Origin of the sequence: Capnocytophaga sp. oral taxon 878, from assembly GCF_002999135.1 — a bacterium.
Classification (GTDB): Bacteria; Bacteroidota; Bacteroidia; order Flavobacteriales; family Flavobacteriaceae; genus Capnocytophaga.
On the sequence record NZ_CP027229.1, the window covers coordinates 2794792 to 2811491 of the forward strand.

4 protein-coding genes are annotated in these 16700 nt (G+C 39.4%); all 4 read left to right on the forward strand.

Going from position 1 to position 16700, the window contains the following annotated elements:
• Nucleotides 1-522 precede the first annotated feature (522 nt).
• The 4 genes from C4H12_RS12845 to C4H12_RS12860 all read left to right on the forward strand — a co-directional run bounded on the left by C4H12_RS12845 (nt 523) and on the right by C4H12_RS12860 (nt 16685).
• On the forward strand, nt 523-12828 hold the full coding sequence (locus C4H12_RS12845; protein ID WP_106099256.1) for a T9SS type B sorting domain-containing protein: 12306 nt from the start codon (nt 523-525) through the stop codon (nt 12826-12828).
• 577 nt (nt 12829-13405) lie between these two features.
• Complete coding sequence (locus tag C4H12_RS12850) at nt 13406-14956, forward strand: glycine--tRNA ligase (RefSeq protein ID WP_106099257.1); 1551 nt, start codon at nt 13406-13408, stop codon at nt 14954-14956.
• A 3-nt stretch (nt 14957-14959) separates the two neighbouring features.
• Nucleotides 14960-15562, forward strand: coding sequence for a PAS domain-containing protein (locus C4H12_RS12855; RefSeq protein ID WP_106099258.1), 603 nt, complete (start codon nt 14960-14962; stop codon nt 15560-15562).
• 85 nt (nt 15563-15647) lie between these two features.
• A complete protein-coding gene (locus C4H12_RS12860; RefSeq protein WP_106099259.1) occupies nt 15648-16685 on the forward strand; it encodes a phosphatase PAP2 family protein in 1038 nt (345 codons plus the stop codon).
• Nucleotides 16686-16700 lie beyond the last annotated feature (15 nt).

Genomic DNA, 16700 nt, shown 5'->3' on the forward strand with positions numbered 1-16700 from the left:
AGATAAGAGATAAGAGGTGAGAGAGTGGGGTTGGGAAGGGCTGATTATAAGGGGGAAGGAGTTAGGAGATAGGGGATAGGGAGGGAGGGAGTGGTTTTGCATTATTCGCAAAGAAAATGGATTTTTGATGAAGAATAATAAATGAGAGAGGAAAAGAGGGTGAAGGGAGGGGGAGGACTGGTTACTTGTAGGCTTGAGGCTTACCTCTTTTTACACTCTTTTTGGGGTGATTTACCGGTTATTGGCGACTAATTTCACGGCATATAGCTGTTAAATTTTCATCTATAAAACGTTAAAAAAATAAATAATTGTGAGGTTTGGTGGGAGGTTATTTTTATTTGTATATATTTATAAATCAGTATTTTGGGTTGTGTTTTGTGGTGTGATATTCGGTTACTGTGTCCTTAAAAAATTAACATTTAACTTTTTTATATTTTGTCACCTCGATAAAAATGTGTACTTTTGTGCATTAAAGTATCTAATAACAGACAGTATTTGTTTCAAGAATAGCATATAATCATTATGAAAAAGTTTTTTCTAACAATTCTTTTAGTAATAACAACAATCTTCACCGCTTTGGCACAAATGCCTCTGAACCTCAATGCTTTCCAGCATCAGGTTACTAAAGGGCAGTGTATGGGCGATAGTAAACTGAAAATTACTCTTCCTCCGGGGATGGGTAGTGCCGGTACCAAGGTGCAAGTGAAATTGGATATACCTAACGACCCTGTAGGGCGTACCGAGCCTATGGAAATAGGAGTTTCGGGGAAAGACGTGTATGAGTTTCAAGGGCTGAAAGTGGGTACTTACACTGTTACTCTTATTGAGGTAGAGACTAATAAAAGATCTAATGCCCGTACGGTATCAGTTACTTCTAATTATGTGCCACCTATCTTCACTGTATTTAAGTCATACCCACCATCTTGTGCTGGTGCGGGGGATGACGGGCGAGTGGAATTCACTATTCAGAAAGGGGCTAAAGGTCCTTTTGAGGTAGTACTTAAGAAAGGAAGTACTACTGTGTATAGTAATAATAATCTTGTTAATCCTAATGTAAATCAGCCTTTTGCTGTAACTATACAAGGTACGGCAGCACAGCCTATTACTGCAGGTAATGATTATACTCTTTCTGTACACGACAAAGCAGGAGGGGTATCTTCTTGTGGTGATACCAACTACCGTGCTTTCTCTGTAAATCAGCCTGAGCTTACGATTGATTGTATGGAGTTTGAAATAGAAGGCGATCGTAGTACATTAAGGGTTGATAAGAACTGCAAGTTCTTTATGTCGTTTCGCCTAAAACGCAAAGACAATGTAGATATCTATGGCTTAGAATCACAGATAAAAGCACGTGCCAATACAGCTGTTCTGAGACGTTATAACAGTGCTGGAGTGCTACAAGGTACTTATGATATTACCAATAAATACCAGAACCAAGAGCGAGCAGGTGAAGCAAATGCTTATTCATTCTCTACTAAAGGCGTAGTACAGTTTGAAGAAAATGATATAGTAGAATTGACGTTAAATTTGGGTAAAACTACTGTAGTAAAGAAATTCAAACTTGATGAAAACAAGGTAGATGTACTTAAAAATAGGACTACAGAAACTAATGTACCTGCTAATGAAGGTCATTACATATTTTTGCATAGGGGAGGTTCTTCGGCTATTGAGGCTACGAACCGATCAGACTTAAATGTAAACCCTGCTGATCCTTGTCCGACACCGAATACTAAAAGGTATTTGTTGGTAAATACTTATTTTAGGAAAGTAAAATTGCCTAATCCTGATAATGCTTCGGATACATTTAATTTTGGTTATTATGATTGGCAAGGCTTTACAATAGCCGATTGGTTATCTAACCCTTCTGTTGGTACTCACGGTTTTTATTATGAGGTGTACCAATATACTGGTACGAAGCAATATCCAGGTTTTGAAGCGGGTTCATATACAGGTGGTGAAATTAATGATAACACCAAATGGCAATTATTAACACCTGGTTCTGATTATAACTGGATAAATAACAATGGTACGCTCTATGCTGATTTATCAGGGCGTTCTGATGGATATTATAAAGTAAAATTTAAAACCAAAGGGTATTCAAACTGTTATGAGCCTGTACGTATTGCTGAAGTTAAGACAGCCCATAGCAAAATAGCAGAGCGCTTTAACGGTATTGAAGTTGATAGAGGTGCCTATAAAGGTACAGTAACCTTGCGCAAATGGGTAGCAGGGTACCATTTTAATTATCCTATTACTGTAAAATTGGACTATGTGGATGACGGAGGTACTGGTACCCGTACTTATGATTTCCAAACAGCCTTGCCATTTGAACCATTGCGCAAAGTAACTTATACCTTCCCAATGGTTAAACAGGTATGGAATCCTGATATTTCAAATGATGCATACCGCTTTGAGTTTGGTGATATACCGCCAGGGCAATATGATGTTACCATTACTGATGCTTGTGGCAATGCTGCTACCAAGAGAATTAACCTTGATACACCTATGCAATATGATAAAGATGAACTGAAGGTAGTACAAGGCTGTCAAGGTACGTCTAAAATATCATACGCATTGGAAGCAACCCCTGTAGGTACTATACAGTATACAGCTTTCACTCTGTTCAAAAAAACAAATGCAGGTACTTGGCAACAAGTAGAGCGCTCTCGTGACAGAACACATACCTTTAATAACCTTTCGGATGGTGAGTATAAGTTTGAATCTACTTATTATTATCATGCTCGTATTAAAGAAATTGATAATCCAGGGTCGGCAACTGAAAAGGTTACCATGATTACCAACCCTCTTGCTGCATTAGGGGGCTATAGTATGGTGCCATCAGAAGATGCAGATAAGCTATCTTATGATATTGCCAACAGGAGCCGAATTACTAACCACGTAAGCCGTGTGTACCTGACTATTAGTCCTACAGGAGCTTTGCAGCGTGATGTAGTAGGGACATCTTGCTCATCGGCTGGAGGTACAGGGTTGGTGGCTGTACGTGTGAAAAACCCTGAATATATTAACTATCCACTTCAGTTTGTACTGAAACGTCCTGATGGCACAGAGGTGTCTTCTAGTCCTCAGTTTCAAGCTGCATCGGGAGAGACTGGTTACGTATTTAAAAACGTACCTAATGGCACCTATGTAGTTGAAACTATTCATAGCTGTGGTAGTTATCCTGATAATAATATAATTGTAAACTCTAATAACTATACTGCTCCTAGTATTACCTATATATCAAAATCTACCAACCCTTGTAATGGTGATGAGGTTGAACTTACCTTTGGGGGCTCTACTCAGCTGTTTGATATTGAGTGGTTCCGTGTAGAGACTGATAATACTGAAACTTCTTTAGGTATAACACAAACAATTACTGATACAGTTAAAAGAGCTACTCGTTACTTGGTACGCTATAACCTTGCTGATACTAGTTTGTGCGTAGTGAACCCTTCGGGAGTAGCATCTATAACGCCTCAGTTTACTCCTGATACTACCCCGCCGGTAATTACAGGTTGCCCTACAGGCACTATTACTGTAAATACTCTTGTAGGGCAGTGTTATGGTGTAGCTAGTTGGGGTGTGGTAACTGCTACTGATAATTGTAGGGTAGGGGCTTGGAGCCAAACACACCAAAGTGGACAACATTTTGACGTTGGCTTGCATACAGTTACTTATGTGTTTGAAGATACATCGGGCAATGTGGCTACTTGCACCTTTAATGTAGAGGTGAAGAGCAATGCTATTGATATGCAAATGAAAGATGACTTTGTAGATGGTACCAATGGCGTAATCACGCATAACTTGGCTACTACTGAAAGTTTCTACTACCGCATTAAGTATAAAAACATAGGACAGGAAAATGTTACTTCGGCTACTATGCAAATAACCTTGCCTAATCACCCAGGTGTGAAGATAGGTGAGCCTGATTTCTCTGGAGCTATTGAGACGACTTTCCGCCCTGTAGTAACTGAAAAGACTTCTAACACCTTTACTATTCATATCCCTGCGCAAACCTTGCGACCAGGGCAAGCTGAACGTGAAATACGTATCCCTTTACAGCTTAACGGTGATTGTGATGAGTTTGGTAAGCCTTGTATGAATATACTACAAGCATCTTACACTTTCTCTTACGAAGGAGGGCGACCTAACTGTATAGTGCCTAAGCAAACCAAAACAAGCTCGACTACTATACAAGTTTCTACTGCTTCGTGCAACCGTTCGGAGTTGTATTGTGTAAGTGATCCTGCTATTACTACACGCCTTACTGCTATTGCTGGTTTTGATCGTTATATATGGTACAAAGATGGCTTACAACAAGCAAACCCATTGAATCTTAACTATATTGATGCAACAGCTACAGGAACTTATCGTGTAGAAAAAATAAAAGAGTGCAATGGCACTACTTATACTACTACTGAACAAATACAGCTAGTAGATGGCGAGAATATTACAGATCCTATCCGCTCACAAGCTAATGGAGGAGATAAATGTGCTTCGGAAGATATTTATGTAAGCCACATTATTTTGTGTAATGAGTCGTCTAGAACGTTGAAGGTTAACTTCCGTAACTCAAAAATAGAATGGCAACAGTTAAATAATGGTGCAAGTCCTAAAGGGCAAAACTGTCCTAACACTACTGATAGTGACTGGCATACTGTTTCTACAAATCCAAGTTTCACAGTAAACTCTACAGCACATTACCGCTTGCGTGTGACTAATGCTGGAGGAGATTGTGTAAGCCTATTCCATTTTGATGTATTTAACAATGCCCTTTCAGGCGAAGTAACTAATTATAATGATATTGACAGCTATCGAGCAGGTAACATTTCTATTAAAATGGCTACCTCGGGTATAGCTTATAAATATGTGATAAAAGATAACAGCGGTACTGTAATTCCACAGAACGGACAGCTCTCAATCACTAAAAACTCGCCTATTCATTCATTCACAATTACTAATCCTGGTAATTATGTAATTGAGGTAACCTCACCTTCTTTGCCACAAAGCTGTAAGTGGACATATTCTCAAGAAATTAAGAGAACCCTAAAATTCACAGCTAAAGCAACAGCTAAAGCATGGAAAAATTGTAATCTACGTACTATTAATTTCCAAGCATCGGGTGGTGATCCTACCTTTAGCTTTGCTATTTGGAGTATAGATGGCGTGATACAAAAAGGTTATACCAATTATAGTGATGTACAGCCTTCTGATTATATTGTTAATGGTATCCCTGTTGGTATTATAGGACAAGATCGAGATGTACAAATAACCCAGCCAGGTAGTTATGTATTCTTAGCTAAAGATGCACAAAATGCATACGCTCTTACTCCTGCGATTGATATTTTACCTGAAGACTTTTTAGGTTATAAAATTAATATTCGTGATGTAGTTTGTGGGGCATTGCCTAACTCTGGACAAATATCAGTTACCTATAACACTCAGCAAAATGTGAAGTCTATACTTTATCGTTTTGATTCATTAGGCAATAAAGTATATGTAGATGAGAATACAACAGGTTTCTTTAATAACCTTATTGCTGCTAAGTATGAGCTTGAAATAAGGGTAACTATGGGTAGCAGTGCTAGTGCTGTTTGTACTTATAGTAATCCTAATCTTGAAGTTAAGAGTATGGATAGCACCATTCGTGCTTATGCTGGGGTAGCTGAAGATATTTCATGTGATACAGCGACCCCTACCAAGCAGTACAAAGTAATTATTAATAATGTATCTGGAGGTACTGGTAAGGGCTATGAGTTCAGTGCTAATAATGTGAACTATAGTACTAATCCGGTGCTTATGGTAGGTTCTACTGCTTCAGTAGTATATGTGCGTGATAGTAATAAGTGTGTATTAGAAATTCCTATCCAAATAAAACCTATAGTGCCAGCTACTGTAACTACTACAGCAGTACAGTATGATTGTGAAGGTAAAGGTACCTTTACAGTTACTACCAATCCTACTGGTAACTATAAATTCCAAATTACTAATGCTGATGGTACTCTTAATGAAACACGTACCTCAAATGTGTTTACACTTTCACCAGGAGTATATAGCATTTATGCTATCTACACTCCTGCCAATGTGACAGGTACTACACCTAATATATTGTTTAAAGAAAATTTTGGCACAGGTTTAGATACTTGTGATTCTGATGTTATATTTATAACTTGTAATTCCAATGGTACAGCACTGACTAATAATCAATATATGATTACCCGCCAAGTGCCTACGTTACCTATCTGGGTAAGTCCAACTCCTATTGATGCCTCAGGTGTTACTGATGGTCGTTATTTGGCTATTAATGGTGGTGCTACTGCTAATGATAGTGGAGTAGTGTATAAACGCACTATTAATGGTGTGGTAGTGAATCAAGAGCTGAGTGTATCAGTAAACTTATTCAATCTGATACCTGCTAGCTATATAGGAGCAATAAATCCTAACTTGGTAGTACGACTTTATAACCCTGGTAATATGAGTCAGTATGTAGAAAAATCATTAGGGGAATTACAACAGGCTGGTGCTTGGGTGAATAAGAAAGTAACCTTTGCTGCTACACAAGTAAACTATAACTCGGTAGTATTTGAAATTAGAAATATAGCTAATGACTCTCAAGAAGGTTCGGACTTTGCTGTAGATGATATTGAAATATGGCAACCTACTAAAGTATGTGAAGTACGAGCAGAGGGAGTATCAGTAAATATAGAAAATAATCGTAAATTTGCAGCTCGTGGTACTGCAGCTGATGAAAAATGTGGACAGAACGATGGTTCTATTTTCCTTACAGTAGATAATCCAGGAGGTAATAGTGTTGAGTATCAGCTTTCAGGTACTAATAGCTGGACAGCAGTAACCCTGTCAGCTACTACTATTACCCAAGGGGTAGCTACTATAACAGGTTTATCAGCTATAAATAATGCTACAATTTATATACGTAAACCAGGTAATGCTAATTGTGTAACAAGCTTTAATTACACTATTAAGAAACCAGTGCCATTAACAGTTACAGCTACTATTCAGGCTCCTGTAAATTGCCAAAATACGTTTGCTTCAGTACGCTTTACTGCGGAAGGAGGTGCGCGTCCATATACTACTTTCCGTTATAGTCCTATAGGAGGTGGTACAGCCCCAGCTTCTAAAGCAGCAGTAAATAATGAAGCCGATTTCAATCTGGAACAAGGTACTTATCGTATAGAAGCTGTAGATGCCAATGGTTGTGTGGCTTCAGCTACCTTTGTAGTTCCTAATGTTAAACCTCTGCAAATAGAAGTAGTTGATTTAGAACCTTGCTTTGCAGGAGGTACTAGTGGTAGACTTCAAGTAAATGTGTTAAGTGGTAATGGTGAGTATCAGTTTAGTAAAGATAATATTACTTATGAAAATGCAGCCACTGCAAGTAGTACATCGTTTGCTTTTGAAAACCTAACTGCAGGTTCTTATACTATATATGTACGTGATGGTGGTTCTTGTACAACTCAAACTACTTACACTATTGAAAACCCATTACGTATCAGAACTGTATTACATACAGCTAAAGATTGTACGCCTAATAGTCAGGCAGAGTTCAAGATAACTCACTCTGGTGGTCGTGTAGGTACACGTCAGTTTTTGTGGAGTAATAATCCAACATCGGGCTTTAGTGTAGCTATACCTACAGGTATGAGCTTAAGTACATCAGGTAACGAGTATACTTTCAAAACTAGTATAGAAGGAGATTACTATTTTAAAGTACGTTATCGTATGGATAATGGTGATTACTGTGAAGTATTATCGGATAAGCAAACTGTAAAGATAGTAGCTCCTGCGTTTACAACTACCCCAACAGTTGAAAATGTAAATTGTGCAGGTATTAATACAGGTAAAATACTACTTAATAGTAGTAGTATTACTGGTGGTATACCTCCTTATTCTATATTGCTCTTTAACGGAATTACTACAGCACAATATGGTGTTGGCGATATAGTGGGATTACCAGCTGGAACTTATACTCTTACAATAGAAGATTCTAAACATTGTACTTCAGAACCTATGCCTGTAGTTATTACTCAAGTACCTGCTATGGTAGCAACAGTAACCCATACTAACTTGAAATGTACAGGTAGTAGTGGAGGTACTTTATTATCAACAATTACAGCACAAGTAACGGCTGGCGGTACAGCTCCGTTTACTATTACCTTGCGTAAGAATGGTTTTGTTGATGAAATCCGTGCTAATGTACAAACAAATGATGCTGAGCAGTTTACTAATAAAGATATTGGTAGATACCAAGTGCTTGTTGAAGATAGCAAAGGCTGTAAGTATATAAATGATTTTGTCATAGCTTCAGAATCTGACAATCTTGATGTACGTTCAACCACAGTTGTAGCTTGTGGAGGAACTAATGGTGAAGTAGCAGTATCAGTATTTGCAAGTTCAGGAAATACAATAGCTAATGGTCAGTATATAGCAGTGTACCACGCAGGCATGACAATGCCTGTAGGAGCAACACTACCTATACATACAGTGGGTGGTCATAATTGGTATCGTATGGGTGACGTAACAACTACAACCCTTTCTGACGGTACTATAGCACAAGCTTCTACGTATACCTTTACAGGCTTAGCTCCTGGAGTACGTTATACTTTCATAGTATACGACACTAACACTGGCTGTAGTTTTACAAAAGAAGCTAAAATTAAGGTGCCTACTACATCAAATTTAGAGGTGACTATTACAGGAACAAAACCTACTACTTGTGCTGATAACAATGATGGTAAATTGAATTTATTCCTTAAAAACTGGAATACAGCAGGTAGTATAAATTATAATGTGTACAAATATCCACCTTCTAACCCTGTGCTTACCAATCCTGTAGATGCAGCAGGAAATAATCTACCTGTAGGAGGTGCATTGCCTCTTACGGGGACATCATCAGTAGGTGAAAATGTTACTATACAAAATATACCAGCAGGTCGTTACTTTGTACTATTTACAGATCCAGTAACTCTTTGTACAATGGGATCAGAAGAGTTTACTATAGGTAAATCTTCTTCATTGCTTACAGCTACTGTAACAGTAACTAAAAATGCTAACTGCCAGCAGCCAGCAAATAATGGGTTAGGTAAGGTAGTAGTAGATGCTGCCGGAGGTACGGCTCCTTATCAGTATTACTATGAGGTTTATACTCCAGTAGTACTTACAGGTAATGCCTTAGATAATGCATTTAATATTAATAATCACCAAGCCTCACGTGATTTGCCTTCAGGTACTTATCGTGTATATGTTCGTGATGCTAATGGTTGTGATAAGAACTATCAGGTAACTGTAGGTATGGATAGTACTCCTGCTATAGCCTCTGTAGCTGTACACGATGCTTGTAGTGAGAATGCTGATTACCCTATAAGTGTAATATTCGCTACTAAAGGTGTGGGACAACATCTTTACAAAATAGATGGTATTACTAACTGGCAAAACTTTACTGTACCTACTTCAGCTACTGATAATGAGGCTTTATTGCCAATCCGTTTAGCTCCTAACGTAGCATCATATACCTTGTCAATACGTGATGCCAATGGTTGCGAGACTGGTACTACTTTCCGTGTGAATGAAATGATTAAGTTCAAAGCTTCTCACACTCCAATAGTACCTTGTGGTAATGGTACTGCCGATATTAATGTTACTAATATCACTGGTGGTTCTGGTGCTTATCGTATAAGCTTATATCGTTTGTCTAGCCAGCCTGATAATACACAGCGTTCTGTTCCTATTATTACTGCTGATAATGTAACAGGTAACTCATATAATGCAAATGGAGCTACTTATACCATTACTGCAGGTAACTACCGTATTAATGTGTATGATGCAGCTACCTTTGGTACTTCGGCAGAGTGTGCTCAAACTATGAACTTTACTGTTGCACAACCTCAGATGCCTACTATTGAGGTACTTTCAATAACAACCCCTTCGTGTGCTAATCAAACAGCTACTGTAAGGGTGAAAGTAACTCCAGCATCCGATGCGCCTTATGTATTTGATCTAGTTGATAAAGTAACAACCTCATCAGTAATAGGTTCTCCAGTAGTGAAAACTGATAACTTGAATTACGTTACTTTTGAAGGTGTGCCTTCAGGACCTATCTCATTAGGAGGTGCTAAATACATTGTTAAGGCAAAATCAGCTTATGGTTGTGAAGTTACAACAGAAATAGCAGTAATCGCTCCTGATGCAATAACTATTAATCCTAACGCCTTAACTAAGGAAGATTACCGTTGTGAACGTGATAGTGGTTATCTCACAGGAGAAACTACTTATCCAAAGCTTGAACTAGATCTTTCAGGAGTTACGGGTGGTACTTTACCATACTCACGTGTTGAGTTCCGTGAAGTAGGTTCTAATGTAGTTATTAATCAGCAAACAGTAGAAGATAATGTAAATAAATACACTTACACTCTACCTAACTATTTAACTGCCAATACCAACTACTATGCACGTGTGTACGATGCTAATGGTTGTGAGGCTTCAACAGGGGCAGTAACAATCTCATCAACTCTTGCAATGAGCAGTCTTACTGCTAGCCAAACACAAGCCCTTACTTGTGTGAATACTGGTGAGATATTTAATGTAACTCTTAGTAGTACTACGGTATATAATAATGAGCGTATTGAGTATATCATTACTAAAGCAGGTTATTTAAATCCTGCAATACCAAATCAGATACTCAATAGTATGACTTATAATAATGTTACCCTTACCGAGACTGGTAACTATGTAATTACAGCTCGTAATCTATCAACAGGTTGTGAAGTAAGTACTAACTATACTGTTCTTGATCCTAGTACCTTGCTCCTAGAAGCTAAAGATATTACAAGGGTAACTTGTAAGGGTGGTACAGGTCAGGTAACCCTTGAACTTACTGATACTCGCCTTACTGATGGCGACCAAGTGGCTAACGGCTTTAACTATGTAATTTACGATATAGCTACTAATAGTGCTGTAGTAAGTGGTACAACCAATGGTACTCTTACCCCAGGTAAAACACAGCAAACTCTTAATGCTGGTAAGTATCGTGTTGAGGCTTCCTCACTTATTACAGGTTGTGCCGCCAACACCACCTTTGAGCTTATTGAAGCTGAGCGCCCAATAACTGTATTTGCACAAGAAACCGCTAGTGTAACTTGTGATAATAACCGTGGTGAGATTCTTGTAACAGTTTCAGGTGGTTGGGCTCCTTATAGGGTCGATATCCAAGGCGGTGCTATTACAGGTCAAAAGGATATTAGTATCGATGGTGATAGCACTCTGTTCAAGAACTTAGTATCAACAGGTACACCAGGAGGTGTGGTTACCTATACGATAACCATTACCGATGCTTGGGGTTGCCAAATTGCTTCAGGTACTACCCAAGTAGGCTTGTTGCATCCCGATACTATTACTGGTACCATTACTGTAACCCAGCATGCTACTTGCTTTGGTAGTTCCGATGGTATTATCGAGGCCATACCAAGCACTATCACAGGTGGTTCTGGTAACTATTACTATTCATTAATAGATGCCAATTATAATACCCTAACACAACGTGATAACGGTCGTTTCGATAACCTCTTACCAGGTATTTATACCTTCGAGATTATGGATACTTGGGGCTGTAATGTAAAAGTTGAACAGCTTGAAGTAGTAGAACCTAAACCTATTACAGTTTCCGAAACTACTTCCAATCTCTTAGTATGTTACGGAGGTAATGATGGCTCGTTTGATTTCCATGTGGCAGGAGGCCGTCCTCCTTATACTGTCGAAATAGTTGATAAGTATACCAATATCACTTATCACTATGAAACCAATGTGTATAGCACTACCCTGATAAATTCACCTAATACCCCACCTACAGGGGCAGGTTATCCAGCAGGTACCTATAAGATAATTATCACCGATAGTGGTCAAGGCGCAGGTGTAGGTTGTACAATGTCACCATCTTATGAGTTCACTGTTTACTCATCACCAGATCTTGATGCCGAAACCGTTCAGCGTTATAATTGTGATAATAATGAGTTCACTACTTATATTGAAGTACGCTTTAAAGATGAAGTTAACTTTAATAATATGACCTATAAGCTCAATGGTAGCAGTGTAGCACAAACCTTCTCACGTAATAACGGAGTAAATATTGGTTATATAGACCAAACTCGTTTTGACAGAAGCATCGCTACCCAAACCCTCGAAATAGAGTATACCAGCGTACACTCTGTAACAGGAATGCTTAAGGTTTGTAACCAAGTACTTACCAAACCAATAAGTATTGAAGAGATTTATCAAATCACAAATATAGTAAAAACACCTACTACAGTAGTTAATACCCTACAAGTAGAAGGTGTAGGAGGACGAAAACCTTACCGCTATGAGTTCAACGGAGAGTATTATGACGATAAAAATATCTATGAACTCAAGCTTACCGACCCCGACTATACCGATCCAGTAAGTGGAAAAACCTATAAAATAGTAAAAGTAAGAGTCTTTGATAGCGCTAGTGAAAACCCTAACCCAGGTAATGGTTGCGTACTCGAAAAGATTTTCTATGAAGAATATTTCGACGTATTCATACCTAACTTCTTTACCCCTAACGGCGATGGCACCTATGATACTTGGGCACCTCGTAATGTAGAGAAGTATCCGTTCATCCGAGCTACTATCTTCGACCGATACGGACGCCGCTTAGCAGTACTTAACCAGAAAGAAGAATGGGACGGTAAATACGAAGGACGCGATATGCCAACAGGAGACTATTGGTACATTGTCGAACTCGGTGATGAGAACGACTCACGTACCTTCCACGGCAACTTTACCCTTTATCGTTAGAAAATGATTTTGATTAATAAAAGCCAGCTTTCACAATGAAAGCTGGCTTTTTTTCTTCCCTCAAAAAACCTTTAGTTCCTACCTCCTTTCCTAAAAAAATAAAAAAAACTACATCCTTTTATCATTTTCATTGCCAATTTTTCAAAATCACCACCACCCACCCTCTTATCGCTTACCTCTTACCTCCTGCCTGATAATCAATATATTACATCTGCAGCATACCCCAAGCACCTACTAGCTATCCCTTAGGCTGAACGAACCTATAACGAAGGATAAACGAACTATAAACGAAGGATAAAAGTCACTTCACTGAAAATCAAACGTATAAACGCTAAAACCTTTCTTTGCATAAATCACAACAAAATCACCAAAACCCTACATTTTCCTCAAGCACATCCCCTCCCTTAACCCTCATCACAGCCTCAGGGTCGTTACCAAGCAAAAAACCAACCCCACCGAAGCCTTAAATACCCCCACCGTGAGCGCCAACAAATAAATTTTGTTTTTCAATAAAAACAATGTAACTTTGCACCCCAAATAACTATGAACCATTCAATCATTTAAAAACAAAAAGAAAATGGCAAATACTGACGATCAATTTAAGAAAGTAATCGCTCACGCTAAAGAATACGGATACATATTTCCATCGAGCGAAATTTATGACGGACTTGGAGCCGTGTACGACTACGGACAAAACGGAGTAGAACTCAAAAAAAATATCCGTGAGTACTGGTGGCGCGCAATGGTGCAAATGAATGAAAATATCGTAGGCATCGATGCCGCTATCTTTATGCACCCTACCACTTGGAAAGCTTCAGGACACGTCGATGCTTTCAACGACCCACTTATCGATAATAAAGACTCTAAAAAACGCTACCGTGCCGACGTACTTGTTGAAGACTACGTAGCCAAACTCGACGATAAAATTGAAAAAGAAATAGCAAAAGCCCAAAAACGCTTCGGCGGTGCTTTTGATCGTGAACAATTCATAACCACCAACCCCCGCGTGTTAGAGTACAAACAGCGCGGCGAAGAAATACTACACCGCTTAGGTAAATCTCTTGAAAAAGAAGACCTCGCCGATGTAAAAGCCCTTATCGAAGAACTCGAAATAGCCGACCCCGAAACAGGCTCACGTAACTGGACCGATGTGAAACAGTTCAACCTAATGTTCGGTACCAAAATAGGCGCCTCTGCCGATGCAACTACCGATTTGTACCTACGTCCCGAAACCGCTCAAGGTATATTCGTGAACTTTTTGAACGTACAAAAATCAGGACGTATGAAAATACCTTTCGGTATCGCCCAAACAGGTAAAGCATTCCGTAATGAAATTGTAGCACGCCAGTTCATCTTCCGTATGCGCGAATTCGAACAGATGGAAATGCAATTCTTCATCAAGCCAGGCACCCAGCAGCATTGGTATGAATACTGGAAACAAACCCGCCTACAATGGCACCTGTCATTAGGTATGGGTGAGGAAAATTACCGTTACCACCCACACGAAAAGCTCGCACACTATGCCGATGCAGCTTGCGATATAGAGTTCCGCTTCCCATTCGGCTTTAAAGAGCTCGAAGGTATCCACTCACGTACCGATTTTGACCTTGGTAACCACGAAAAATATTCAGGTAAGAAAATGCAATACTTTGACCCTGAAGAAAACAAAAGCTATACCCCTTACGTACTCGAAACCTCTATCGGGCTTGATCGTATGTTCCTTGCCGTATTCTCTAATTCATTGCAAGAAGAAGCCTTAGAAGGCGGAGATACCCGTACCGTATTGCGCTTGCCATTCGTATTGGCACCTACCAAAGTAGCCATATTGCCATTGCTCAAAAAAGACGGACTGCCAGAATTAGCCGAGCAAATAGTAGATGAACTAAAATACGATTTCAATGTAGCTTATGACGAGAAAGATGCCGTAGGTCGTCGTTACCGTCGTCAAGATGCCGTAGGTACACCTTTCTGCGTAACAGTCGATCATCAATCACTTGAAGATAACACCGTAACCCTACGTCATCGCGATACAATGGAACAAGTACGCATTGCAATCCCCGAGTTGCGTGCAGCTATCGCCAAAGAAGTAGATATGCGCAACTGGCTACAAAAATTAGATAAGAAATAAGAAATGACTGAAAATCCAACAATAAAACGCCCAGACCCTATTGATGAGGAAGTGTTGTGGAACAAAACCACAACCCTGATGAGCCGCACCAATAAGTACGGGCATATAATGGAAACCAATAAGGCATTTCAGGAAGTATCAGGCTATACCGAGGCTGAGTTGTACAACCAGCCTCATAGCCTTATCCGCCACCCCGATATGCCCAAAGTGGTATTCAAAATACTATGGGAAAACCTTAAGGGGCGCAATAACTTCCACGCTATTATCAAGAACTTATCAAAAAGCGGAAAATACTACTGGGTAATTACCAATTTCCAGATAATACGCAATGAGCAAGATGAGATTACAGCCTTTGTATCACATCGCAAGGCACTGCCCAAAGCACTTATAAGTGAGCATATAGCCCCATTGTATGAGCGCCTTTTAAAGATAGAAAAAGCCAATGGGTTGGAAGTAAGTGAGCGTTATTTTAACGGTTTCTTGGAAGATAGGAAAACTACCTATGATGCTTTCATCCGCCAGCTGCTTAAAGAAAATGCTCAAGAAATTAAAGCTTTCTATAACAACGAAGATACCGATAGCTTTTTGAATGATTTAATTCAATAAAAAAGTATCAGAAGATATTGAAAAACAAATGAGTTCTAAATCGTCAGACCCCTCTGGCGATTTAATTTTATCTAAAAGAATATAAATGAAATACGTTTTACTTTCACTCTTCCTTTTCACCCTTTCTCCTGCTATAGCACAGGTGAATGATTCTGTTCCGCAAACTACACTGGATAGTGTTGCCACCTCTTTACAAGGCTCACACCCCTCTGATGCAGATTTATTGAGCAGGCAATACAAAATTAATGATAAGCTCACTTATATATACCAAAAGCCGCGCTTTGTAGATATCTTCAATAAGATACCTCGTAACATAGGTAAATCGACGGTGGAGATGGTCTCTAAGCCTAATTATCCTTACGGATTGGCAGCTATTGGTGCTACTGCGGCACTTGTTCCTGCCGACCCTTGGCTGATAAGAGAAAGTAGAAACTTGGGTGAGAATTTAGGACTTAATGAGGCGCATACTTACAAGAAGTTGGGCTTTTTAAAGATAGTGCCTGCCGATGTGAATTCGGCGTTTTATTTTGTGGGTAATGGTACCACTTTTATTTTTATTAGTGGGGGGCTGGCTGCTTATGGGCTTATTACGAATGATTATAGGGCTAAAAGTACCTCGATGCAGCTACTGGAGAGTATTATTGTTTCGGGGGCATTTGTACAGCCTTTTAAGCGCCTTACAGGGCGTGAGAGTCCTTTTATTACTGCTAATGAAGGGCGTTGGCACAGCCGTTGGACTTTTGCCCCAAGCTTTAAGGCTTATCAGCAGCATACGCCTTATTATGATGCTATGTTCTCGGGGCATCTTACCACAGCGATGTCGGCACTTACGGTGCTTACTGAAAACTATCCCGACTACAAGTGGATTAAGCCGGTAGGTTATACTGCCTTGGGCTTGATGTGCTATGAGATGATGCAAAGCAAGGTGCATTGGGCTTCTGATTATCCTATTGCTTTATTTGTGGGGTATATTACTGGTAAAACGATTGCTAATAGGCGTATTACTAAAGTGAAAACGGAAGAAGTGAATGCGCTTAGCCCTAAAAAGTATGATTGGGAACTGAGTACTTCCAATACTTGGGACGGCTATCAGTTAGTAGGGGTAAATATTAGATTTAGATAAGAGGTAAGAGATAAG

Bases quoted from the DNA above. Each gene is read 5' to 3' on its own strand.
- C4H12_RS12845 (WP_106099256.1), top strand. From the start codon at position 523: ATGAAAAAGTTTTTTCTAACAATTCTTTTAGTAATAACAACAATCTTC.
- C4H12_RS12850 (WP_106099257.1), top strand. From the start codon at position 13,406: ATGGCAAATACTGACGATCAATTTAAGAAAGTAATCGCTCACGCTAAA.
- C4H12_RS12855 (WP_106099258.1), top strand. From the start codon at position 14,960: ATGACTGAAAATCCAACAATAAAACGCCCAGACCCTATTGATGAGGAA.
- C4H12_RS12860 (WP_106099259.1), top strand. From the start codon at position 15,648: ATGAAATACGTTTTACTTTCACTCTTCCTTTTCACCCTTTCTCCTGCT.